Annotated in this window: 19 protein-coding genes; 9 read left to right on the top strand and 10 right to left on the bottom strand. The window is 70.8% G+C overall.

The window, feature by feature from the left end:
- The first annotated feature begins 291 nt into the window (after nt 1-291).
- Nucleotides 292-858 carry a DJ-1/PfpI family protein gene (locus OG504_RS32145; RefSeq protein ID WP_019056759.1) on the top strand — a complete coding sequence of 189 codons (567 nt, stop codon included), beginning with the start codon at nt 292-294 and terminating at the stop codon, nt 856-858.
- 180 nt (nt 859-1,038) lie between these two features.
- Here the strand turns inward: OG504_RS32145 and OG504_RS32140 are convergent, their stop codons facing one another.
- Together OG504_RS32140 and OG504_RS32135 are read right to left on the bottom strand one after the other, a co-directional pair.
- On the bottom strand, nt 1,039-1,704 hold the full coding sequence (locus tag OG504_RS32140) for an HAD family hydrolase (RefSeq protein WP_405992924.1): 666 nt from the start codon (nt 1,702-1,704) through the stop codon (nt 1,039-1,041).
- Between the two features lie 86 nt (nt 1,705-1,790).
- Nucleotides 1,791-2,306 (bottom strand): DUF6912 family protein, encoded by a 516-nt coding sequence (locus OG504_RS32135; protein WP_366432348.1) that lies wholly within the window; start codon nt 2,304-2,306, stop codon nt 1,791-1,793.
- A gap of 332 nt (nt 2,307-2,638) precedes the next feature.
- Here OG504_RS32135 and OG504_RS32130 point away from each other — a divergent pair, with 332 nt between their 5' ends.
- Nucleotides 2,639-3,370 carry an Rv3235 family protein gene (locus OG504_RS32130; RefSeq protein WP_405992923.1) on the top strand — a complete coding sequence of 244 codons (732 nt, stop codon included), beginning with the start codon at nt 2,639-2,641 and terminating at the stop codon, nt 3,368-3,370.
- Between the two features lie 386 nt (nt 3,371-3,756).
- On the opposite strand, the gene secA is transcribed toward OG504_RS32130, so the two are convergent.
- Nucleotides 3,757-6,573, bottom strand: a complete 2,817-nt coding sequence (gene secA / locus OG504_RS32125) for a preprotein translocase subunit SecA (RefSeq protein ID WP_405992922.1) — start codon at nt 6,571-6,573, stop codon at nt 3,757-3,759.
- Between the two features lie 268 nt (nt 6,574-6,841).
- Here secA and OG504_RS32120 point away from each other — a divergent pair, with 268 nt between their 5' ends.
- Nucleotides 6,842-7,420 (top strand): GNAT family N-acetyltransferase, encoded by a 579-nt coding sequence (locus OG504_RS32120; RefSeq protein WP_405992921.1) that lies wholly within the window; start codon nt 6,842-6,844, stop codon nt 7,418-7,420.
- A 69-nt stretch (nt 7,421-7,489) separates the two neighbouring features.
- Complete coding sequence (locus OG504_RS32115) at nt 7,490-8,665, top strand: winged helix-turn-helix domain-containing protein (protein WP_405992920.1); 1,176 nt, start codon at nt 7,490-7,492, stop codon at nt 8,663-8,665.
- A gap of 25 nt (nt 8,666-8,690) precedes the next feature.
- Here the strand turns inward: OG504_RS32115 and OG504_RS32110 are convergent, their stop codons facing one another.
- The 7 genes from OG504_RS32110 to mtnA all read right to left on the bottom strand — a co-directional run bounded on the left by OG504_RS32110 (nt 8,691) and on the right by mtnA (nt 18,009).
- Nucleotides 8,691-9,437 (bottom strand): response regulator, encoded by a 747-nt coding sequence (locus OG504_RS32110; protein ID WP_405992919.1) that lies wholly within the window; start codon nt 9,435-9,437, stop codon nt 8,691-8,693.
- 205 nt (nt 9,438-9,642) lie between these two features.
- Nucleotides 9,643-10,335, bottom strand: a complete 693-nt coding sequence (hpf, locus tag OG504_RS32105) for a ribosome hibernation-promoting factor, HPF/YfiA family (RefSeq protein ID WP_019056767.1) — start codon at nt 10,333-10,335, stop codon at nt 9,643-9,645.
- Nucleotides 10,336-10,648: 313 nt separating this feature from the next.
- The gene (locus tag OG504_RS32100; protein WP_405992918.1) at nt 10,649-11,047 is read right to left on the bottom strand and encodes a ComF family protein; all 399 of its coding nucleotides are present in this window, start codon (nt 11,045-11,047) and stop codon (nt 10,649-10,651) included.
- Between the two features lie 1,225 nt (nt 11,048-12,272).
- Nucleotides 12,273-14,105: an LpqB family beta-propeller domain-containing protein gene (locus OG504_RS32095; protein ID WP_405992917.1), complete on the bottom strand. Its 1,833-nt coding sequence runs from the start codon at nt 14,103-14,105 to the stop codon at nt 12,273-12,275.
- Nucleotides 14,095-16,170, bottom strand: coding sequence for an MtrAB system histidine kinase MtrB (mtrB, locus tag OG504_RS32090; protein WP_405992916.1), 2,076 nt, complete (start codon nt 16,168-16,170; stop codon nt 14,095-14,097). Before mtrB ends, OG504_RS32095 begins: the two co-directional genes overlap by 11 nt.
- 1 nt (nt 16,171) lies before the next feature.
- On the bottom strand, nt 16,172-16,861 hold the full coding sequence (gene mtrA / locus OG504_RS32085; protein WP_187284748.1) for a two-component system response regulator MtrA: 690 nt from the start codon (nt 16,859-16,861) through the stop codon (nt 16,172-16,174).
- An 8-nt stretch (nt 16,862-16,869) separates the two neighbouring features.
- The gene (mtnA, locus tag OG504_RS32080) at nt 16,870-18,009 is read right to left on the bottom strand and encodes an S-methyl-5-thioribose-1-phosphate isomerase (RefSeq protein WP_405992915.1); all 1,140 of its coding nucleotides are present in this window, start codon (nt 18,007-18,009) and stop codon (nt 16,870-16,872) included.
- A gap of 140 nt (nt 18,010-18,149) precedes the next feature.
- Between mtnA and OG504_RS32075 the strand changes: the two genes are divergently transcribed.
- The 5 genes from OG504_RS32075 to OG504_RS32055 are packed head-to-tail and all read left to right on the top strand — an operon-like array spanning nt 18,150 to nt 23,802.
- Nucleotides 18,150-19,523 (top strand): hypothetical protein, encoded by a 1,374-nt coding sequence (locus OG504_RS32075; protein ID WP_405992914.1) that lies wholly within the window; start codon nt 18,150-18,152, stop codon nt 19,521-19,523.
- Nucleotides 19,524-19,527: 4 nt separating this feature from the next.
- Nucleotides 19,528-20,313: a DUF4129 domain-containing protein gene (locus tag OG504_RS32070; protein WP_405992913.1), complete on the top strand. Its 786-nt coding sequence runs from the start codon at nt 19,528-19,530 to the stop codon at nt 20,311-20,313.
- Nucleotides 20,310-21,503 (top strand): DUF4350 domain-containing protein, encoded by a 1,194-nt coding sequence (locus tag OG504_RS32065; protein ID WP_405992912.1) that lies wholly within the window; start codon nt 20,310-20,312, stop codon nt 21,501-21,503. Before OG504_RS32070 ends, OG504_RS32065 begins: the two co-directional genes overlap by 4 nt.
- Entirely contained in the window at nt 21,503-22,492 is a 990-nt protein-coding gene (locus OG504_RS32060; protein WP_019065410.1) for a MoxR family ATPase, read from the top strand. Before OG504_RS32065 ends, OG504_RS32060 begins: the two co-directional genes overlap by 1 nt.
- On the top strand, nt 22,492-23,802 hold the full coding sequence (locus OG504_RS32055) for a DUF58 domain-containing protein (protein ID WP_405992911.1): 1,311 nt from the start codon (nt 22,492-22,494) through the stop codon (nt 23,800-23,802). Before OG504_RS32060 ends, OG504_RS32055 begins: the two co-directional genes overlap by 1 nt.
- Nucleotides 23,803-23,842: the final 40 nt, after the last annotated feature.

Raw genomic sequence — 23,842 nt, 5'->3', positions numbered from 1 at the left:
CGAAATATCGCGCTGATCACGCCACAAGGCTATCTCTCCTCACCGGGGGCTCGTCATGAGCCGGTTGTGTACAAAACAGAGGGTGGAACTTTGACGTTATGCACAGGGGCGCAGAGCATGAAATCGTCGTATTCACGGGCAGTCGGGACGGTGACGGAGTCCGAGCCGCGAGGCCCCTTGGCAGGAACCCCGGCGCGCGGCACGTTGCCCATGGGCTCATGAGTCCACGAGCCCGTGAGCCCACGACGCCCGGCGGAGACGCCTGCCACGGCCACAGAGGAGCGCACCGACATGACAGCGAAGATCCTCATCGTCACCGGCGACGCAGCGGAGTCGCTGGAGGTCCTCTACCCCTACCAGCGCCTGCGCGAGGAGGGCTACGAGGTCCACATCGCCGCCCCCGAGCGCAAGAAGCTCCAGTTCGTCGTCCATGACTTCGAACCCGGCTTCGACACATATACCGAGAAGCCCGGCTACACGTGGCCCGCCGATCTCGCCTTCTCCGAGGTCGATCCCGGCCAGTACGCGGCCCTCGTCATCCCCGGCGGGCGGGCCCCCGAGTACCTCCGCAACGATCCCGAACTCCGCAAGATCCTCAAGTCCTTCTTCGACACGGACAAGCCGGTGGCCCAGATCTGCCACGGCCCCCTGCTCACCGCCGCGATCGACGGCCTGCGCGGCCGGCGCGTCACGGCGTACCCGGCGCTCGAACTCGACATGCAGTCCGCCGGCGCGACCTTCCAGGACGCCGAGACGGTGGTCGACGGCACGCTGGTCTCCGCGCGGGCGTGGCCGGATCACTCCAGCTGGATGCGGGAGTTCCTGACGGTGCTGCGGGCTAAGGCGCCGGTGACGTGACCTTGGCGGTCGGCCTGACGTTGCGGCGGTCGGCGTGACGGGACGGGGTGTGCGGCTTCTCCTGAGCCGTGTCTCTGAAGCGCCGTGTCTCCGAGGCACAGAGCCCTTGAGGCGTGGCGCTTCAGAAGGCACGGTCTCCTTGAGGCACCGCGCCTCGTCACACCGGCCGGCAGGTCACCGTCACGCCGCCAGCCGCTCCGCCTCCGCGACGGCCTCCGCCAGCGAGTCCACGACCGGTACGCCCACGACCTCAAGGCTCGTCCGGCTGTGCGAACCGCCGGTGTAGAGCACGGCCCGCGCGCCCACGTGCAGGGCGGCCACCGCGTCGTCGGCGGCGTCCCCGATCACCACGGTGCGCGCGGGGTCCACGCCGGTCAGCGCCCCGAGGTGCCGCACCATGTGCTCGGCCTTGCTGCCGCCGGAGGGACCGGTGCGCCCGTCGACCCGTATGAAGTGCGGCTCTATCCCGAACTCCCTTACCAGCGGAACGAGTTCGTCATGGCCGTACATGCTGAGGATCGACTGGCTGCGACCCGCGGTCCGCCAGCCCGCGAGCAGGTCCGCCGCACCCTCGGTGAGCCCGCAGACGACGCGGTGCTCTGTGTAGTACCGATGGAAGGTCACGTCCATGACCTCCCACTCGGCGTCGGTGGGCAGCCGCCCGAGCAGTCGCTCGTAGAACTTGGGCACCGGCACGCAGTACAGCGCCCGGTACTCCTCCATCGTGATCGGCGTCAGCCCCAGCTCGGCGAACGCCGCGTTCGTCGCCCCGATGATCGCGTCATTGTCGTGGAACAGCGTGCCGTTCCAGTCCCAGACGATGTGCGCGCTTCCTTGCATCCCCATGCCAAAAACGTACCCGCCACCACTGACAATCAAGATAATCGCAGGTCAACGGGCATATACGGCCGTCCGACCGCGGCCGAGCAGGCTCAGTCGGCCAGCCCGACGAGGTTCGGGATCTCCTGCGTCGCGTACCAGAGCAGCTCGTGGTCCTCGGCCCCGTCCACGACGAACTGCGCGTCGTCGTCCCCGTGATCGGCCGCCGCGAGCGCGTCGGCGGCGGCGCTCACGTCACCCTCCGCGTCGTCCAGATCCACGTGCACGGCGGCCGCCTTGGCCAGCGCCACGGTTCCGGTCACCCGCACCTCGCCGAGCGCCGCGGGGTCGAGTCCGCGGTCGGGGTCACCCTGCGCGGTGCCGTCGGGCACGTCGACGGCGACCACGACCCGGCGCCGCGGCGCGTCGGGGTGGACCGCCAGCAGCCGCAGCGAGGCGAGGGCGGCCCGGTTCAGCGCCGCGTACTCCAGCTCCTCGATGTCGTCGGAGAGGTACCACTCGCGCAGCGCGGGCGTCACGGCGTACGCGACGAAGGGTCCCGTCCCCAGCTCACCCGTCTTGTACGCCTCGGCGAGACCGGGGAGGGTCAGGGGGACGTAGACGCGCATGGCCGACCGCTTTCGTAGTTCGGAGAGTGCCTCGGGGAGACGGTTCCGCGAACGGTGCCGCGCCTCCAAGAGGGCCTCCAGGATACGTGCGCGGGTCCCCTATCGAGTCCCCACCCGGACCGCTGAGGGCGTCCACCTCGCGCCGAGGATTCACCCTCCATGCCCTTGCGGCGATGGCCTTGGAGCCCTCCAGATCACTCGGATAAGTGAACACTCCGGCCCCTCCGACCCGTACCACCACGTCCTTGCTCCCCCTGCCCTTGGCCCCGTACAAGATCCCCAACCAGCAAGTTACTTCCCGGTACATCCCGGGCCGACCCAACGGGGACCCCATGCACAAGGTCATGACCAGGACCGCCCAGCACACCCCGACCCGCCCCCCGACCCGCCGCGACCCCCGCCGCCCCGGCACGGGCACGCCTCGCGGACAGGGCGGGGGAACGTCCCGTACGACCCCTGCGGCCGAGGCCGCGTCGGAGAGCGCGGCTCCGGCGACGGGCGCGGGCACCCCAACTGCGGCTTCCGGCCAGGGCACAGCCCGTAAAGCGCCCGCTCGGACGACAGGCCAGGGCGCAGCCCCTACGGCCCTCACGCGGACGCCGAGCCACCGCACAGCCCCTACGGCCTCAACTCCCGTGGCGGACCGAGCCGAACCCCACACCCCGCCTCACGCCGAACCCGGCACCGTCCCCGCCCAGGCCGCCCGCACCCGCGTCCCGCAGCCCCGCCCCACCGACCTCTTCGCCGACCGTCTCCTCGCCGTGCTGAGCGGTCAGCGGCCCGTCCACTGGATGCTCCGGCACACCGCCGGCCGCGCCTACGACGAACTGGCCCGCCTCGCGGAACACCGCCCCCTGCGCGCCACCCGCGGCACCCGCCCGGTGGTTCGGGACATCGGCTACTACGTCGCCCGCGAGGGCGCCGTGGAGGCCTTCGCCCGCATCGGCGCCGGCGACCAGGTGCGGGCCATGGCCTTCCGCCTGGAGCGGGGCGCGGACCTCCGCTGGCGCTGCACCGCGGTGGAACTGGGCGGCACCCGCGCCCCGCACCCGGACGACGACTGAGCAGGGCTGACGGCGGACCGGGCCTACTGCGGCTGTGGGGCTGGGGCAGGCGGGCAGGCGGGCAGGCGGGCAGGCGGGCAGGCGGGCAGGCGGGCAGGCGGGCAGGCGGGCAGGCGGGCAGGCGGGCAGGGCAACCATCCGCTACGCCGGGTCGTCCCGTCCACGCCGCTCGACACCCCGTCGAACCCCCGGCACCCCGGCAACCGGCACCCGCCCGCAACCCGCCCTCCCGCCCGCACACACGCCGAAGGGCCGGGCACCCTAACGATGCCCGGCCCTTCAAGGTCCTCCACGTCCTCCACCGGAGAGCGGCGCCCCCGGCAAGCTCAACCCCTCACTCGAGGGGCCGCCCGCCACAACTCACCGCTCGACCCGCGGAGCGACCGTCACTTCTTGCGGCGGCTGCTCCGGCGCCCCTGCTTGCGGCGCTCCGCGCGCGTGAGGCCGTCCGCCTCGGAGCGCACCGGCTCGTCGTCGTCGCTGCTGAAGTCGCCCTCGACGATGCCGCCCTCACCGTCCACGGTCGGCGCGGAGAAGTGCAGCCGGTCCGGCCGCTGCGGGGCGTCTAGCCCCTTGGCGCGGATCGCGGGACGGGCGCTCGCCTGCGCGGGCACCGTGTCCTCCTTGTCGAGCGACGGCTTGTCGTCCTCGACGGGGACTTCCTCGACCTGCTGCTCGACCTGGACCTCCAGGTTGAACAGATAGCCGGCGGACTCCTCCTTGATGCCGTCCATCATGGCGGTGAACATGTCGAAGCCCTCGCGCTGGTACTCGACCAGCGGGTCCTTCTGGGCCATCGCGCGCAGGCCGATGCCCTCCTGGAGGTAGTCCATCTCGTAGAGGTGCTCACGCCACTTGCGGTCCAGGACCGACAGCACGACCCGGCGCTCCAGCTCGCGCATGATCTCGGAGCCGAGCTGTTCCTCGCGTCCCTCGTACTGCTCGTGGATGTCGTCCTTGATGGACTCGGAGATGAACTCGGCGGTCAGACCGGCCCGGTCCCCGGCCGCCTCCTCCAGCTCCTCCACGGTGACCCGCACCGGGTAGAGCTGCTTGAACGCGCCCCACAGCCGGTCGAGGTCCCAGTCCTCCGGGAAGCCCTCGGCGGTCTCCGCGGTGATGTACGCGTCGATCGTGTCGTCCATGAAGTGCACGACCTGGTCCTGGAGGTCCTCGCCCTCCAGGACGCGGCGGCGCTCGCCGTAGATGACCTCGCGCTGGCGGTTGAGGACCTCGTCGTACTTGAGGACGTTCTTGCGGGTCTCGAAGTTCTGCTGCTCGACCTGCGACTGCGCGGACGCGATCGCGCGCGTGACCATCTTGTTCTCGATCGGCACGTCGTCCGGGACGTTCGCCATCGACATCACGCGCTCGACCATCTGGGCCTTGAACAGCCGCATCAGATCGTCGCCGAGGGAGAGGTAGAAGCGGGACTCGCCCGGGTCTCCCTGTCGGCCGGAGCGACCGCGCAGCTGGTTGTCGATACGGCGCGACTCGTGCCGCTCGGTGCCGAGGACGTAGAGGCCGCCGAGGTCCTTGACCTCTTCGAACTCGTCCTTGACCGCCTGCTCGGCCCTCTCCAGGGCGGCGGGCAGGGCCTGCGCCCACTCCTCGATGTGCTCCTCGGGGTCGAGGCCGCGCTGGCGCAGCTCCGCCTCGGCGAGGTCGTCGGGGTTGCCGCCGAGCTTGATGTCCGTACCGCGGCCGGCCATGTTGGTCGCGACGGTCACGGCGCCCTTGCGGCCGGCCTGGGCGATGATCGGCGCCTCACGGTCGTGCTGCTTGGCATTCAGCACTTCGTGCTGGATGCCGCGCTTGGCGAGCTGCTGCGAGAGGTACTCGGACTTCTCGACCGACGTCGTACCGACGAGGATCGGCTGACCCTGCTCGTGCTTCTCGGCGATGTCGTCGACGACCGCCTCGAACTTCGCGACCTCGGTGCGGTAGATCAGGTCCGACTGGTCCTTGCGGACCATGGGCCTGTTGGTCGGGATCGGGACGACGCCGAGCTTGTAGATCTGGTGGAACTCGGCGGCCTCGGTCATCGCCGTACCGGTCATGCCCGAGAGGTTGCTGTAGAGGCGGAAGAAGTTCTGAAGGGTGATCGTGGCGAGCGTCTGGTTCTCGTCCTTGATGTCCACCCCTTCCTTCGCCTCGATGGCCTGGTGCATGCCCTCGTTGTAGCGGCGGCCGGCGAGGATACGCCCGGTGTGCTCGTCGACGATCATGACCTCGCCGTCGATGACGACGTAGTCCTTGTCCTTCTTGAAGAGCTCCTTCGCCTTGATGGCGTTGTTCAGGTAGCCCACCAGCGGGGTGTTCACCGACTCGTAGAGGTTGTCGATGCCCAGCCAGTCCTCGACCTTGCTGACGCCGCCCTCGTGGATGGCCACCGTGCGCTTCTTCTCGTCGACGTCGTAGTCGCCCGTCTCCTCCAGGCCCTTGAGCGAGTTGCCTGCCTCGCCCTTCTTCAGGCGGGTGACCAGCTTGGCGAAGTCGCCGTACCACTTGGTGGCCTGGTCGGCCGGGCCGGAGATGATCAGCGGCGTACGGGCCTCGTCGATGAGGATGGAGTCGACCTCGTCGACGATCGCGAAGTTGTGGCCGCGCTGCACCAGTTCGTCCTGCGACCACGCCATGTTGTCGCGCAGGTAGTCGAAGCCGAACTCGTTGTTCGTGCCGTACGTGATGTCGCACGCGTACTGCTCGCGGCGCTGGGCCGGGGTCATGTTGGCCAGGATGCAGCCGACCTCGAGGCCCAGGAACTTGTGGATGCGCCCCATCATCTCGGAGTCGCGCTCGGCCAGGTAGTCGTTGACCGTGATGATGTGGACGCCGTCTCCGGAGAGGGCGTTCAGATACGCGGGCAGGGTGCCGACCAGGGTCTTGCCCTCGCCGGTCTTCATCTCGGCGACGTAGCCCAGGTGCAGGGCCGCGCCGCCCATCATCTGGACGTCGTAGTGGCGCTGGCCGAGGACGCGCTTGGCGGCCTCGCGGACGGTGGCGAACGCCTCGGGCAGCAGGTCGTCCAGGGTCTCACCGTCGGCGTAACGCTGCTTGTACTCCTCGGTGAGGGCCTTCAGCTCGGCGTCGGAGAGGTCCACGAAGTCCTCTTCGATGGACTTGACCTGGTCCGCGATGCGGTGCAGCTTGCGCAGGATCTTGCCTTCGCCTGCACGCATGATCTTCGAGAGGACGGACACGGGGCTTGGTCTCCTTGCCGGTCGGGCCTGGGACGGTCGGTTACCAATGACATGACTGAGCAACGGCCATCGTATGCGAGGACCCCGCCACGCCGGGAGCCTGCCGGGGACGCCGACCGCCCACTCCTTCAAATCTGCTTCAAAGGGGACAACGGCCGGGGGTCGCCGATGGTGCCGCGCCCCTCCGAGGAATTGCGCGAATTGTGATCACCCGCTCACGCAGCGCAAAAGTATGGCGTCCTTGTGCGCCCCCGAGCAGAATCGGCCGATGGAACCCGTCACGCTCACGACCGACCGTCTCCTCCTGCGCGCCGTCGGCCCGCGGGACACCGACGTCGTGTATTCCGCCGCCCAGGACCCCGAGATCCAGCGCTGGACGACGATCCCCTCGCCCTACCTCCTGGAGCACGCGCAGAGTTTCACCGAACAACTGGTCCCGGAGGGCTGGGAGAACGGTTCGATGTTCACCTTCGGTGTCTTTCTCCCCGAACTCCCCGAAGGGGAGTTGGTGGGCATGCTCGCGATCACGATGCGCTCCCTGGGCGTCGGCGAGGTCGGCTTCTGGGCCACCAAGGAGCACCGCGGCAACGGCTACATCACCGAGGCCACCGTCGCCGTCTCCCGCTGGGCCTTCACCCGCCTGTCGGTCGACCGTGTGGAATGGCGCGCGGAGGTCGGCAACAAGGGCTCCCGCGCGGTGGCCGAACACGCCGGTTTCACCATCGAGGGCACGCTCCGCTCCGCGATCAACAACAAGGGCGTACGACGGGACTGCTGGGTGGGCTCCCTGCTCCCGTCGGACCTGGGCCTGCCGTCGACGGCGCCATACCTGCCCACTCAGCCGTAGGGCATCCGTAGCGGGACGAATCCCCAGCTCAGCCCGCGTTGTCAGTGCCACCCTCTATCGTGCGGAGACATGACGAGTGCCCCGCGCCCCACGACCGACCTGTCGGCAGCCGACGCCCGCCGCATCGCCCTGCGCGCCCAGGGTTTCCTCGGCGCCCCCGACCGCCGCGGGGGCGTGCGCGGGGTGCTCCGCCATCTCGGCGCGGTCCAGCTCGACACCATCTCGGTCCTCGCCCGCTCCCACGAACTCATCCCGTACGCCCGCCTCGGCGCCGTCCCCCGCAAAACGGTCGAGGACGCGTACTGGACGGAGACACACGCCTTCGAGTACTGGTCCCACGCCGCCTGCATCCTCCCCGTGGAGGAGTGGCCCCACTTCGCCTTCCGCCGCCGCGCCTACCGCAGCCGCCCGCACTGGAACCACGACCTCCCCGACGGCACCTACGACCAGGTCATCAAGCAGCTCCAAACCGAAGGCCCGCTGACGTCAACGGAGTTGGGCGGCGCCAAGCGCACCAGCGAGTGGTGGGACTGGTCCGGCGCCAAGGTCGCCGTCGAGCGCGCGCTCATGTACGGCGAGGTGGTGTGCGTGGAGCGCCGAGGCTGGAAGCGGGTGTACGACCTCGCCGAGCGCGCGATCCCGCCAGCGTTGCTGCACGACGAGCTGGATGACACGGAGTGCCTCCGCCGCCTGGTCAACCTGGCGGGCGCCTCCCTGGGCGTCGGCACGCGCACGGACATCGCCGACTACCACCGCCTCAAGGGCGAGCAGGTCGACGCAGTGATCGCCGACTCGGGCCTGGTCCCGGTCACGGTCGAAGGCTGGGGCAAGCCCGCCTGGGCGGACCCGGCGGCCCTGGAGACACCCGTGCGCGGCCGCCACCGCACCACACTCCTGTCCCCGTTCGACTCCCTGATCTGGGAGCGGGCCCGCACGGAGCGCATCTTCGGCTTCACCCACCGCCTGGAGGCCTACGTCCCCAAGCCGAAGCGGATCCACGGCTACTTCGCGATGCCGGTGCTTGCGGGGGGCCGGCTGGTCGGTCGCGTCGACCCCGCGCGCGAGGGCCGCACCCTGGTGGCGAAGCAGGTCACCCTGGACGGCGTGAAGGCCGTCCCGTCCGTCGCCCAGGCCCTGGTCGAGGCCGCGAGCTGGGTGGACTGCACGGACGTACGCGTGGAGCGGGTGGACGCCCCCGAGCTGCGCGCACCCCTCGCCAGGGAACTCGTCCGTCTCCTGGCGTGAAAGATGAGGGGCGAGGCGGTGCGGGTCAGCGGATCTCGAGGATCTTCTCCCGCATCGCGTAGACGACCGCCTCCATCCTGGAGTGCAGCTGCAGCTTCTCCAGGATGTTGCGCACATGGTTCTTCACGGTGTTCTCGGAGATGAACAACTGCTTGGCGATATCACGGTTGTTCATTCCGGTGGCGACGAGTTTGAGAACCTCCAGCTCACGGTCGGTGAGCCGGGGCGCGGGCACCAGGCGTCGCTCGTCGGTGCGCTGGATCATCGACTTGAACTCGGTGAGGAGTTTCGACGCCATGGAGGGGCTGATCTGCGACTGTCCGTCGGCCACGGCGCGAATGGCGGTGGCCACTTCGTCGGTCGAGATCTCCTTGAGGAGATAACCCGTCGCGCCCGCCTTGATCGCCTCGTAGAGATCGGCCTCTTCGTCGCTGATCGTGAGCATGATGATCTTCGCGCTGGGTGCCACCTCCTTGATGGAGGTGCACGCTTCGATCCCGCCCCGCTTCGGCATCCGTACGTCCATCAGGACGATGTCCGGCAGCAGATCGGCGGCCTTGTCCACGGCCTCGGCGCCGTCACCGGCCTCGCCGACGACCTGGATGTCCTCCTCGGCCGCCAGCACGATCTCCAGGCCGCGGCGGAAGAGGGCGTGGTCGTCCACGACAAGGACTCTGATCGGTTCCTTGCGTGTCGAGTCCGCTTCCGGGCCCATGCCGACGACGCCGCCGTCGGCATCCCCGACATGCATCGGTCCGAAGCTGTCCGCCATCGTTCCTCCCCCTGAAGGCTGTGGCCTGTGGTCCTGTGCCATCGCCAACCCAAGGCAGCGGCCCACCGGTTGGGCCTGTACGGCCATGATTCCATGCCCGGACGACAGTGCGGTCACGGAGCGGGGCGCGAAGTGGTCGCACACCGGTGCCCCTGGGGGCGCACACGCGCTCCAGGGGCACCGGCTCAGCTGTCTGCCGGGTGGGTCAGCCGCCCAGCGTGCCGCCGGCCGCCGGCGGTTGCGCCTGCGTGACCATCGGGTCCGTGCTGAGGTGGATGACGCCGTAGTCGTAGGCGTGCCGTCGGTAGACGACGCTCGGTTCCTTGGTCTCGGAGTCGACGAACAGGTAGAAGTCGTGTCCGACCAGTTCCATCTCGTAGAGCGCCTGGTCGAGGGACATCGGAGAGGCGACGTGGGTCTTCTCGCGGACGACCAGGGGGCCTTCGCCCTTGACCTCCAGCGAGCCGATCTTCTTGGTGGGCACACCGTCCGACTGCTCGTCCGGGACGGCGTGGCCGTTGCCGTTGAGCGTCGCGGCGCCCGGGACGTGGTCGGGGACCTCGGCGGCGGTGAGCCGGCGGGCGCCGCGTCGCGTGTTGCGCTTGTCGTGCTGCTTGCGCAGCCGGGCGTCCAGCTTCTCCGCCGCGAGGTCGAGCGCCGCGTACGGATCGTTGGCCGATGCCTCCGCCCGGATCACCGGACCGCGGGAGCGGAGCGTGATCTCCACTCGGTCACAGCGGTCGGCCTGTCGGGGGTTCGGCTCCTTGGACACCTCCACGTCGAGGCTGATCACCTTGCCGTCGAGCTTCTGGATCTTCTCCAGCTTCAGCTTCTCGGCCACGTGCTTGCGGAACCGCTCGGGCACCTCGGTCTTGCGGCCCTTGACGACGATGTCCACGCAGAACTCCGTTCCCGGATCGCTCCGCTTCGCTGCGGAGCGTCTCCCTTTCGCACCAGGCTCCGGTCACCCCGGACCCTCGGACTCGGTGACTTCCACCTCCTCCTCCCCCATGGGCAAGATCTCCACCCCATGGCCGCGGGTGATTGCAGAAAACCCGCAGCACGGCATTCGGATAGGAGAGGTGCGGCCTGCGCCTTTCTCTCACAACCGAACATATCTCGCCCGGACGGATGTCGTCACCCTCTACCGCGGTGTACCTCCGTTCAGGTGAATTGCCCCTGTCATTACCTGCAACGACGCAAGTTCGCAGTCAGTTCCGGTTTATTTCGAAGGAATCTGGCGACGCCGCGATCACCGCGGCGCAGATCAGGTCAGCGGGGCCGTTCACACTCACGATTCCCGGTGCACTGAGTGCCATGTCCCTCCCGTTCTCCATTGGTCTGCCGTTTGATCTGTCGATCTGTTCCTCTCTGCCTTCCCTGGACGCACGCGCATACACAGCAGCAGTCGCGCCAACTTCTCCGCCACCCGCGATCGCCTCCCGCACGGCACGCGCCGCCTCCCTCAAGGAGGCCCCGGTCGTCATCAGGTCGTCGACGAGCACGACCGGACCGCTCGCGAGCAACCTGGCACCGCCCGCGACCACCTCCAGCGCACCGGCGAGATTGTCCAGCCGCTGCCGGGAGTTGAGCCCCGACTGATCGGCCACCCACCGCCGCTGCCGCAACACGGCCACCACCCGGGCCGGCGTCCCGCTCCGCCGCAACTCCCCCGCCGCCGCGAGCGCGATCCGCCGCGCTGGATCATGCCCCCGAGCCCGCACGGTGCTACGCGCAGACGGCACGGGGACGAGCAGCACCGGCGCCTGACCGTGCCCGTGGCTCCGGGACGGACCACGACCGGCATCCACGTGCCACCCGGCTTGCGGCCGGTGAAGCCCCGCCTGAACTTGCCCGAACTGAGCCTGGCGCATCCCCACCTGGACTTGCCCAACGTGAGCCTGTCGATGTCCTGCCCGAGCCTGCGCGGCTTCCGCAGCGTGGGCCTGTCGTGCCTGCGGCTGTCGTACCTGACCCTGCCCGCCCTGTATCTGAGCTGCCTGATCCCATCCACTCGGCGCCGCGCCAAGCCCTGCACCAGACCCCGCAGCCCCTGCCGCCGCCTGTCCCACCTCTCCCGTGCCAGACCCGGCCACCCCCGACCACGCGACCCGCCCACCAGAGCCAGGATCTCCCGCATCCCGCCCCGCCCGTTCTGCCACGCCCCGCGCCCAATCGCCCCCGTCGGCCTCCTCCCTCAGCCCCCCACCTACCTGCGTCAAGCCCCCGCCCAGCCCTGCCACACCCCCGTCCATCCCCAGCAAGCCCGCGTCCCGCCCCGCCACGCCCCCATAACCCTCCACCACTCCGCACTCCCCGAGTCCCACCCGCACAGCCCCCGCCAGAGCCGCGCCCAATGCCCCCGCAAGGCCCAGCGCACCCCGTTCCTTGTGGGCGAGGAGCGCCGCCCGCACCTCGTCCGCGTAGGGAGCCGCCGCATACGTCGCCGGCAGCCCCATCGGCTCGGGCATCGGTCGTACCCGGCTCGGTGCGACCCCGTTCAGGGCGGCACGGCACTCCGGGCAGAGCACCGTGCGAGGCCTGCCGCAGCCTCCGCACTCGGCCGGCAGCACCAGATCCGTGAGGTCCCGCCACCAGCCCCGCATGCCCACCACTGTGCCAACGCCCCGGCCGACCGGCCACCCCTGTGGACAACGGCCTGTGGACAACTCCGCGCAACCGTCAACAGCCATCACCCACACGAGTGCGAGGCCATCCCGGAACACGCGAACGGCCGCCTCCACCGGGCCTCAGCCCGACCGGAGACGGCCGCTTTCAGTCCGCCACCTCAATACCTCGACGCGTCGATGCCCGACGCGTCAAGGCGTCGACCCGTCACCCCGGATAGACCGGCGCCGACCCCGTCTTGACGACCTTCTGCCACTGCGCCCCGCTGGACAGCCGCACGATCCCGTCCTCCGAGTAGGCCACCAGCGGCAGCTTGTCGTCCTCGGACGCGGCGATCTCCTTCACCCCGGTCAGGGCCGCAGGCGCCGGGCCCTCCGGCGTGGAGCCGTCGACCTGGACGTACCGCATCTGCACCACGCCCTCGTGCTCGCGCCCCACCACCACGAGCCGGCTGTCCCCGGCCCACGACATGGCCGTGATCTCCTCCAGGTCCGGGGTGACGGACCGCAGTTCGAGGACCGAGATCACCGGAGTCTCCCCCGCCGCCCCGCTCCGCTGGATCCGCCCGACGAGCAGGGACCGCTTGCCGTTCTTCTCCACGACGAGCGCGATCCGCACCCCGTCGGCAGCCACCCGCACCGACTCGATACGGCCGTCAAGACCCGGCATCTCCACCGCTATCGGCTGCCCCGCGCCCTTCTGCAGCAGGAGCAGCCGGGGCTTCTTCGGGTCCCGGTCGGCCACCCAGAGGTCGCCCTGCGCGTCCCAGCTGGGGGCCGTCAGCCGGTCGGCCTCCGTCTTGCCCTGGCTGGTCAGCACGGGGTCCCCGAGCGAGGCACCGGACACCATCGACCCGACGTAGAGCGACTTCCCGTCGAGGCCGACGCCGGCTCCGGTCTCCTCGTCGCGCGACACCGCCACCGACCGCAGCTGCGTCTCGCCCTCGCCCAGCGCGCCCGGCACCGGATCGGCGCGCATGCCGGCGCTGGACATCCGTACCACGCGGTGCTTGTCGTCGAGGAAGTACAGGTACGCGGGCCGGTTCACGGCACCGTGTGCCGCGAGGGTGTCCGCGTTGCTCTCGTTGTAGATGCACAACTGCGCGCCGTCGGCGGCCTGCAGCTCGACCTTGTCGACCGTGGGCGTCATGGTCCGGAGCGTGAAGAGGATCTGCGTGGCCATCTCGTCGCACCGGGCCGGCCCGACCCGCGAGGCCTTCTGGTTCAACGGGACGGTCAGCTTGTTCTGGTCGTCGGGCGTCAACGAGGTGACGCCCTTCCGCAGCGCCGTCCCCGTGGGGAAGCTCGATCTGACCACGGGCCCGAGCCAACTGGTGGGCCCGCCCAGGAGCGACCGCACCATCTGCGTCATCGGGTCCACCCGCCGCCGTACGAACACGGGGTCGGCGACCGCGATCGGCTGCGAGCTCGTCCCGGCCGACGTGTTCGACGCGAAGTAGTACTTGTCGACCGACATGTAGTTGCGCTGGAAGTCCGACTCGCCCATGACGACGCCCTGCGGCAGGTCGTCGATACGCCACTGGCCGCTCTTCGCGTCCTTCGTCAGGTGTACGGCCTTGCTGTACTGCCCGTCCGCCGGCGCGTACGCCTGCTGGGAGTCCACCGTGGCGACCCGGTCGCCGGTCAGGGTGTACGTGAAGGTGCCGGTGTCCTCCCGGCCGACCGGGGGACGTACGGGCTCCGTGCTCGGCCCGTCGGCGAGCACCGTGGTGGACAGCTCCGGCTGCCAGTCCCGCGCGGCCTTCGCGGACAGGTACATGCGCGCCGTCTTGTAGTTCGGATCGTCGCTGGTCAACGCCTCCAGGAAGCCCTGCACGATCTCCCCCTGCGACGCGTCCTCCCGGGGCGGCATCGCGAAAACGCGCACCTGGGTGTCCTGTCGGGGCGTCGACTCGACCCCCCGGAGATCCCCGCTGTCGGGCATCGAGGCACACCCCGCCAGCACTACGACACCCATCGCGACGTACGCCGCCGCGCGTGCCGGCCTCCGCCGGGCGCCCCCCGCGCGGTCAGCGCCCACGAGATGCCTCCCCCTGCTTGTTCGAGTCCTCCGGTACGCCGGCCGGGTCCCTGCTGCCCGCGGCCTCGCTCCGGGCCGGATCCGCGGGCGACAGGTCCTCCTGGCGCCGGGTGCCGCCAGTCGGCCTGGGCACCACGCGCGCGCCGTTTCCGGGCAGCGCTGTCGGGTCCGCCGTGGCGGGCATCCTGGGGGCGATCGGGGTCCGCGAGGGTATCGGCGTCCCCTGGTCACCCATCGGCTGCACCGGGACCGTCGCGCGCTTGTCACCGCCCCCGCTCGGCAGACCGGCGTCATTAAGTCCACGATTACGGCGTGAGTCCTTGGGCTCCAGGGGTATCGGCGAGCCCCGTAGCGGTTCGTCAGCGGTCCGCGGCAGCGTCAGCCGGAACTGCGAACCGCCGCCCGGCTCACCCCACGCCTGCAGCCAGCCGCCGTGCAGCCGCGCGTCCTCCAGGGCGATGGACAGCCCCAGTCCCGTACCACCGGTGGTACGCGCGCGTGCCGGGTCCGCCCGCCAGAAGCGGCTGAACACCCGGGTCGCCTCACCGGGCTTGAGCCCGACTCCGTAGTCGCGCACCGCGATGGCGACCGCCCCACCCGCGGTGGCGAGCTTGACTATGACGTCCTTGCCGTCGCCGTGCTCCACGGCGTTGACGACGAGATTGCGCAGCACCCGCTCCACCCGCCGGGCATCGGCCTCGGCCACCACGGGCTGCTGGTCGCCGACGACGCGTATCTGCGTGCCCTTGCGCTCGGCGAGCGGCTCGGCGCCGCTGAGAACCCGCCGTACGACCTCTCTGAGGTCTATCGGCTCGGCCTCCAGGGCCGCCGCGCCCGCGTCGAAGCGGCTGATCTCCAGCAGGTCCGCGAGCAGCGTCTCGAACCGGTCCAGCTGGTCGGCGAGCAGTTCGGCCGACCGCGCGGTCATCGGATCGAAGTCCACGCGCGCGTCGTGGATGACATCGGCGGCCATCCGTACGGTCGTCAGCGGCGTCCGCAGCTCGTGCGACACGTCGGACACGAACCGCCGCTGCATCCGCGACAGGTCCTCCAGCTGCTGGATCTTCAGCTGGAGGTTCTGCGCCATCTTGTTGAAGGCCTCGCCGAGCCGCGCGATGTCATCCTCACCGGTGACCTTCATGCGCTCCTGCAGGCGCCCGGCGGACAGCCGCTCGGCGATCCCGGCGGCCATCCGCACCGGCGTGACGACCTGCCGCACGACGAGCCAGGCGATGGCCCCCAGGAGTACGACGACGAAGAGCCCGGCCGTCGCGAGGGTCCCCTTGACCAGGCTGAGCGACTTCTCCTCCTGGGTGAGCGGGAAGAGGTAGTACAGCTGGTAGGGATCGCCGTTCGGGTCGTTGACCTGCTTGCCCACGACGAGCGCCGGCTGGGACTCCTTGCCGTTGCTGTAGATGATGCGGGTGTAGCTCTGGGCCGCCGTCGTGCGGTCGTTGACCCGCGCGCGCAGGTCCTCGGGCACGCTCGCGGACGGGTCGACGTACCCGGAGCCGCGCGGGCTGCGTCCGCTGCCGCTGTCCATGCCGGCGGGCAGTGTCACCACGTCGAAGGCGCCCTGTCCGCCGCTGGACAGGGACGACACGAGGTCGCTCATCCAGGAGATGACGTTCTGGGAGGAACCGTCGTCGGTCGTGGAACCGTCTGCGGCGGCACCGCTGCCCGCCTCGTCGGCCCGCTGCTTGGCCACGGCGAAACCGCCCGTGGCCTGGCTCTGCGAGGCCTTCACCTTGGCGTCCAGCAGGCCGTTGCGCACCTGCCCGATGACGACGAAGCCCAGCAGCAGGACGACGCCCAGGGACATCAGCAGGGTGGTGGCGACGACCTTGAGCTGGATATTGCGCCGCCACAGCCGCATGACCGGCAGCAGCGGCCGGCGCACCCAGCGCATGAACAGGCGGAGGACCGGGCTGCCCTGGACCCCGCCCTGCAGCAGCACGCCCTCCCACAGGCGTCCCCAGCGGGAGCCTGCCGCCGTCCGGCCGACAGGCCGCCCCGCGCGGGCCCCGGACCCCCCGGGCGCCGAAGCGGCACTGTCCCTGGACATGTCAGCTCGGTCCCGCCTTGTAACCGACCCCGCGGACGGTCACCACGATCTCCGGCCGCTCCGGGTCCTTCTCGACCTTGGAGCGCAGCCGCTGGACATGCACGTTCACCAGCCGGGTGTCCGCCGCGTGCCGGTAGCCCCAGACCTGCTCCAGGAGCACCTCACGCGTGAACACCTGCCACGGCTTACGGGCCAGCGCGACCAGCAGGTCGAACTCCAGCGGCGTCAGCGCGATCGACTGCCCGTCCCGCTTCACGGAGTGACCGGCCACGTCGATGACCAGATCGCCTATGGCGAGCTGCTCGGGCGCCGGCTCCTCCGACCTCCGCAGCCGCGCCCGGATCCGGGCGACCAGCTCCTTCGGCTTGAACGGCTTCACGATGTAGTCGTCAGCGCCCGACTCCAGGCCCACCACGACATCGACGGTGTCGCTCTTCGCCGTGAGCATCACGATCGGCACCCCGGACTCCGCCCTGATCAGGCGGCACACCTCGATGCCGTCCCGTCCGGGCAGCATCAGGTCCAGGAGCACCAGGTCGGGCTTGCTCTCACGGAAAGCGGCCAGCGCCTTGTCGCCGTCGGCTACGAAAGACGGCTCAAAACCTTCACCACGCAACACAATGCCGAGCATCTCGGCCAGTGCGGTGTCGTCATCGACGACAAGGACTCGTCCCTTCATAAACGACATCATCCCATTAACTAAATCGTTACCTGTCGTGACCTGTCACACAGCTCTGCCAGCGCCTCCGCCGTCACGGGCGAAACAGCGCCTTCTTCGGTGACGATCGCCGTCACCAGCTCGGGAGGCGTCACGTCGAACGCCGGGTTGTACGCCTGAGTCCCCAGCGGTGCCACCGGAATCCCGCCTCCCGCTCCCGACACCGTCACTTGGGGTGACGTGATCTCCGTCACTTCGAAGCCGGGGCGCTGCTCCACCTCGATGGACGCCCCGTCCGGCGTGTCCATATCCACCGTCGTCACCGGCGCCACCACGATGAACGGCACATGGTGGTACCGGGCGAGCACGGCGAGCGGATAGCTCCCCACCTTGTTCGCCACCGAACCGTCGGCGGCGATCCGGTCCGCCCCGATCAGTACCGCGTCCACCTCCCCGGCCGCGAACAATGAGCCCGCCGCGTTGTCCGTGAGCAAGGTGTACGCCATTCCGTTGCGTGCCGCCTCATACGCCGTCAGGCGAGCACCTTGCAGCAACGGACGCGTTTCGTCCACCCACAGCCGCCTCAGCCGCCCGTCCCGGTGCGCCGCGAGCGCCACCGCGAAGGCCGTGCCCTCGCCGCCCGACACCAGCGCCCCGGTGTTGCAGTGGGTCAGAATCCGGTGCCCGCCGCCGGGCAGCAGCTCGTCCAGCAGGGCCAGCCCGTGCGCGGCCATCCGCGCGCTGGCCTCGGCGTCCTCCCGGTGCAACCGCCTGGCCGCCGCCAGCGCCGCCTCCGCCGCCCGCTCGGCGCCACCCCCCTCGGCGAGCGCGGCCCGGTGCGCGGCCTGGGCCCTGCGCACGCCCACGGAGAGGTTCACCGCGGTGGGCCGGGCGCCCGCCAGCGCGATCGCGGCCTCGTCCACGTCGAAGCCTCGCGCGGCGGCGAGCGCGACGCCGTACGCCCCCGCGATGCCGAGCAGCGGCGCCCCGCGCACCGCAAGCGAGCGGATCGCGTCCACCAGCGCGGACGCGTCGGTGCACACCAGCTCGACCTCCTCGGCCGGCAGTCTCGTCTGGTCGAGAAGGACCAGCACAGGGCCCTCGGGGGGTTCGTCCCAACGGATCGCGGGTATCTCGGTCGGCCGGCCGTCCTCGCCGGATTGCGCGTACTGATCAGCCATGCGGTCAGTCTGCCCCGTATCCGGCGGACAATTGAAGGTGTGCAGCCCATACCGCGGCCGGTCACCGCTCGACCACCCCATGGCACGATGGCTGCCAACCTGCCGCCGCGCCCGCGGACGGGCACCGTGAAGGAGCGACGATGAACGACACTCCGGGCTGGGCCTCGCCCGGATCCGCCCCGCCCGACGGGCCCGAGCCCGGCGCGTCCGGTACCACCGAGCCTGCCGACGGCCCCGGCCCCGCACAGCCCGCGGACCAGCAGGGCACCGACCCGTCGGGCCCCGGCCCACAGTGGTCCAAGGAGCAGCCGCCGGCCGCCCAGTGGTCCGCGCCCACCGGCGCCCCGGGCCAGGGCCAGGCACCCCCGCCCCCACCGCCGGGCCCGGGCTGGGGCGGCGGCCACCCCGGCGGCCCGGCCGGCCCCGGAGGCCCTGGGGGATACGGCGGCTACGGAGGGTACGGCGGTCCCAGCGGCAACGGCGCTCCCGGCAGCTGGGGAACCGGCTGGGGCGGCCCCCCGCCAGCGGCCAAGCCCGGCGTGATCCCGCTCCGCCCGCTCGGCGTGGGCGAGATCCTCGACGGTGCCGTCTCCACCATGCGCACCTACTGGCGCACGGTCCTGGGCATCTCGCTCACCGTCGCCGTCGTCATGCAGACCATCGTCGTCCTCGTCCAGGGCTTCGCCTTCAACGACCTCGCCAGCACCAACGCCCTCGACGACCCGAACGCCAGCGCCTCCGAAGTGACCCGCGCCATGAGTGAGGCCTTCCTCAGTACCGGCGTCGTCTACCTGGTCGTCCTCATCGGCACCGTCGTCGCCACCGCCCTGCTCACCTCGGTCACCAGCCGCGCCGTGCTCGGGAAGCCGGTCACCGCCGGAGAGGCCTGGCGCGACGCCCGCCCCCAGGTGCTCAGGCTGTTCGGCCTGATCTGCCTGCTGATCCTCATGGCCGTCGTCCTGATCGGCGTCCCCACCGTGCCGGGCATCATCGTGGCCGTCACCGGGTCGCAGGACGGAGGCATCGCGCTCGCCGTCTTCGGTGGCCTCGCGGGCTGCGTCGTCACCCTGTGGCTGGCGATCCGCTTCTCCCTGGCCTCGCCCGCGCTCATGCTCGAGAAGCAGGGCATCATCAAGTCGATGAGCCGCTCCGCGAAGCTGGTGCGCGGCTCCTGGTGGCGGATCTTCGGCATCCAGCTGCTCGCCCAGATCATCGCGAGCATCCTGTCGTCCATCCTCGTCATCCCGTTCGCCTTCATCGCCGGACTGTTCAGCGGCGACGGCCTCGGCGGCCTCGTCGACGGCACCGGCGGCCTCGGCTGGACGTTCCTCATCATCAGCGGCCTCGGCTCGGTGATCGGCCGCATGATCGCGTTCCCGATCACGGCGGGCGTCACCGTGCTCCTGTACATCGACCAGCGCATCCGCCGCGAGGCCCTCGACCTCGACCTGGCCCGCGCGGCCGGCGTCCAGGACTACGGCACAGCCGCCCCCGGCCCCACTCCGGGGAGCTGATGCGGTGAGCCTGGCGGGGGGAGTTCTCACAGCGGTGCCCACGGCACTGCCGCGCGCCGTCGAATCGGCCGCGGGGGCACTGCTGCGCGCCCACGGCACAGTCGTACGGTCATCAGCCCTCTCGGGCGACGAGCCGCCGGTGACGATCCCGCGCGACCCCGCGCGGGAGGCGGCCCGGCGTGAACTGTCCAAGCAGATGTACCACGAGAACGACCCCAGCCTGGTGCAGCGGGCCCTGGACGCCGTCTCGCGCTGGATCGACAAACTGTTCAGCGGGGCATCGGAGGCGGCACCCGGCGGCACGCTCGGCCTGGTCGTCGTCATCCTGGCCGTCCTCGTGGTCGGGGCCGCCCTGTGGTGGCGCCTCGGCACCCCGCGCCGCCAACCCGTCTCCGCCGCCGCCCTGTTCGAGGACGGCCCCCGCAGCGCCGCCGAACACCGCGCGTCCGCCGAGGCACACGCCGCCCAGGGACACTGGAACCCGGCCGTGCAGGAACGCATGCGTGCCATCGTCCGCGCCCTGGAGGAACGGGCCCTGCTCGACGTCCGCCCCGGCCGCACAGCCGACGAAGCCGTCGCGGAAGCCGGCCGCGCCCTGCCCTCGCACACCGCCGAACTCCGAGCCGCCGCCGCCCACTTCGACGACGTGACGTACGGCGGTCGCGGCGCGAGCGAGCAGTCGTACCACCGCATGGCCGAACTCGACCGCACCCTGGAGCGCACCAGGCCCGTCCTCACGAGCAGCGCCCACAGCACGGCCCACCAGACCAGCCAGGGGGCCGCCGAATGACCTCGGAGGCCACGCTTCCCGCCACTTCGGCCTCGCCGACCGCCCGTCAGGTGTGGACCCGCGCGCGGGGCATCCTCCTCGCGCTCGTGATCCTCCTGGCCGCCGCCGTCGCAATCGCCGCGATCCGCTCCGACGAACGGCACGGCGACCTCGACCCGCGCTCCGCCGACCCCTACGGCAGCCGTGCCGTCGCCGAACTCCTCGGCGACCGGGGCGTGTCCACGCGCGTGGTCACCACCCTGGCCCAGGCCCGCGCCGCGGCCGGCCCGGACACCACCCTCCTGGTCGCCGTCCCCGACCTGCTGACCGAGCGCCAACAGTCCGGCCTGCACTCGGCGTTCACCGACTCCGACAGCCGTACGGTCCTCGTCGCCCCCGGTCCCGCGTCCCTGCCCCGGCTCGCCCCCGGAGTAACCGCGGACGCCGGAACCAGCTTCGACACACTGCTGTCCCCCGACTGCTCCCTGCCCGCCGCCCAGCGCGCGGGCGACGCGGAAACCGGTGACTACAGGTACACGACCACAGCCGCCGACGCCGACGAGTGCTACGCCAGCAACGGCATGCCGACCCTGCTCCGGCTCCCGGCCGCGTCCGGGGGCGGCGACACCGTCGTCATCGGCTCGCCCGACATCTTCTTCAACAAGCGCCTCGACAAGCAGGGCAACGCCTCGCTCGCCCTCCAACTCCTCGGCTCCCGCCCCCATCTGGTCTGGTACCTCCCCTCGCTGTCCGACACCACGGCCACCGACTCCGGCAGCCAGAGCTTCTTCGACCTGCTCCCCTCGGGCTGGCTCTGGGGCACCCTGCAGCTGTTCATCGCCGGAGCCGTCGCCGCCCTGTGGCGGGCACGCCGACTGGGCCCACTGGTGCCCGAAAAACTCCCCGTGGCGATCCGCGCCTCCGAGACCGTCGAAGGCCGCGCCCGCCTCTACCGCAAGGCCAACGCCCGCGACCGCGCGGCCAACGCCCTGCGCTCCACCACCCGCACTCGCCTCGCCCCCCTCGTAGGCGTCCCCGTCTCCCAGGCGCACGCGCCCGAAGCCCTGCTCCCCGCGCTCTCCGCCCACCTCCACGGCGACGGACAGACCCTGCACACCCTCCTCTTCGGCCCGCCGCCCAGCGACGACGCGGCCCTCATCGCACTTGCCGACCAACTCGACGCCCTCGAAAGAGAGGTACGCCGTTCATGATGGACCCGACCACTGACAACGCCGGGTACACGGGGGACGCGGGCACCGCCCGGGCCTCCCTCGAATCCCTGCGAGCCGAGATCGCCAAAGCCGTGGTCGGCCAGGACCCCGCCGTGACCGGTCTCGTAGTCGCCCTCCTCTGCCGCGGACACGTTCTCCTAGAAGGAGTCCCTGGGGTCGCCAAAACGTTGCTCGTCCGCGCCCTCGCATCCGCGCTCGAACTCGACACCAAGCGCATCCAGTTCACCCCGGACCTGATGCCGAGCGACGTCACCGGCTCCCTGGTCTACGACACCCGCTCCGCCGAGTTCCGCTTCCAGCCCGGCCCGGTCTTCACCAACCTGCTCCTCGCGGACGAGATCAACCGCACCCCTCCGAAGACCCAGTCGTCCCTCCTGGAAGCCATGGAGGAACGCCAGGTCACGGTCGACGGCACCCCGCGCCCGCTCCCCGACCCGTTCCTGGTCGCCGCGACCCAGAACCCTGTCGAGTACGAGGGCACGTACCCCCTCCCCGAGGCCCAACTCGACCGCTTCCTCCTCAAACTGACGATCCCTCTCCCCTCCCGCCAGGACGAGATCGACGTCCTCACTCGCCACTCCGAGGGCTTCAACCCACGCGACCTGCACGCCGCCGGCCTACGCCCCGTGGCCGGCCCCGCCGACCTCGAAGCAGCCCGCGCGGCCGTCGCCAAGACGACGATCTCCCCCGAAATCACCGCCTACGTAGTCGACATCTGCCGCGCCACCCGCGAATCGCCGTCCCTCACCCTCGGCGTGTCCCCGCGCGGCGCCACCGCCCTCCTGGCCACCTCGCGCGCGTGGGCGTGGCTCACAGGCCGCGACTACGTCATCCCGGACGACGTGAAGGCCCTGGCGCTCCCCACCCTCCGCCACCGCGTACAGCTGCGCCCCGAGGCCGAGATGGAGGGCGTGACGGCGGACTCCGTCATCAACGCGATCCTCGCCCACGTCCCGGTCCCCCGCTGATGGCCCTCACCGGACGCGCCGCCCTCCTCGCCGCCCTGGGCTCCCTCCCCGTAGGCATCTGGGAACCCGGTTGGACAGGCATCCTGGCCGTCAACGCCCCCCTGGCACTGGCCTGCGCCTGCGACTTCGCCCTGGCCGCCCCGGTACGCCGCCTGAGCCTGACCCGCTCGGGCGACACCTCCGTACGCCTGGGCGAATCCGCCGACGTCACCCTGACGGTCACCAACCCGTCCGGCCGCCCACTCCGCGCCCGCATCCGCGACGCCTGGCCCCCCAGCAGCTGGCTCCCCGGCACCGAATTCGCCGCCTCCCGCCACCGCCTGACGGTCCCACCCGGCGAACGCCGCCGCCTCACCACCCGCCTGCGCCCCACCCGCCGCGGCGACCGCCACGCAGACCGAGTGACCATCCGTTCCTACGGCCCCCTCGGCCTCCTCACCCGCCAGGGCACCCACACGGCCCCCTGGGCGGTCCGCGTCCTGCCCCCGTTCACCAGCCGCAAGCACCTCCCGTCGAAACTTGCCCGCCTGCGCGAACTCGACGGCCGCACCAGCGTGCTGACCCGCGGCGAAGGCACTGAATTCGACAGCCTGCGCGAGTACGTCCCCGGCGACGACACCCGCTCCATCGACTGGCGCGCCACCGCCCGCCAAACGACGGTCGCGGTACGCACCTGGCGCCCGGAACGCGACCGCCACATCCTCCTGGTCCTCGACACCGGCCGCACCTCAGCCGGCCGCGTCGGCGACGCCCCCCGCCTCGACGCCTCCATGGACGCCGCCCTGCTCCTCGCAGCCCTGGCATCCCGAGCCGGCGACCGCGTGGACCTCCTCGCCTACGACCGCCGGGTCCGCGCCCTCGTCCAGGGCCGCACAGCACGTGACGTACTCCCGTCACTGGTCAACGCGATGGCGACCCTCGAACCGGAACTCGTCGAAACAGACGCCCGAGGCCTGGCAGCCACCGCGATCCGCACGGCCCCCCGCCGCTCCCTGATCGTCCTGCTGACAAGCCTCGACACAGCCCCGGTCGAAGAGGGCCTGCTCCCCGTCCTCGCCCAACTCACCCAGCGCCATACGATTCTGGTGGCGTCCGTGGCAGACCCGCACATCGCCCGCATGCGCACGGCCCGTGGGAACACAGAAGCGGTCTACGAGGCGGCGGCCGCGGCACGCGCCCAGACCGAACGCGACCGCACCGCGGAGAAACTCCGCCGAGCCGGCGTCACCATCGTCGACGCGACACCGGACGATCTCGCACCGGCACTCGCGGACGCATATCTGGCCCTCAAGAGCGCGGGCCGTCTGTAATCCAGCAGGCCCTGCTTGAAAAAGCAGAGCCCTTTACAGA

Source organism: Streptomyces sp. NBC_00986 (genome assembly GCF_045162565.1).
Classification (GTDB): domain Bacteria; phylum Actinomycetota; class Actinomycetes; order Streptomycetales; family Streptomycetaceae; genus Streptomyces.
Note: the sequence above shows the minus strand (reverse complement) of the source record. Positions and strands in the feature narration are given on the sequence as shown.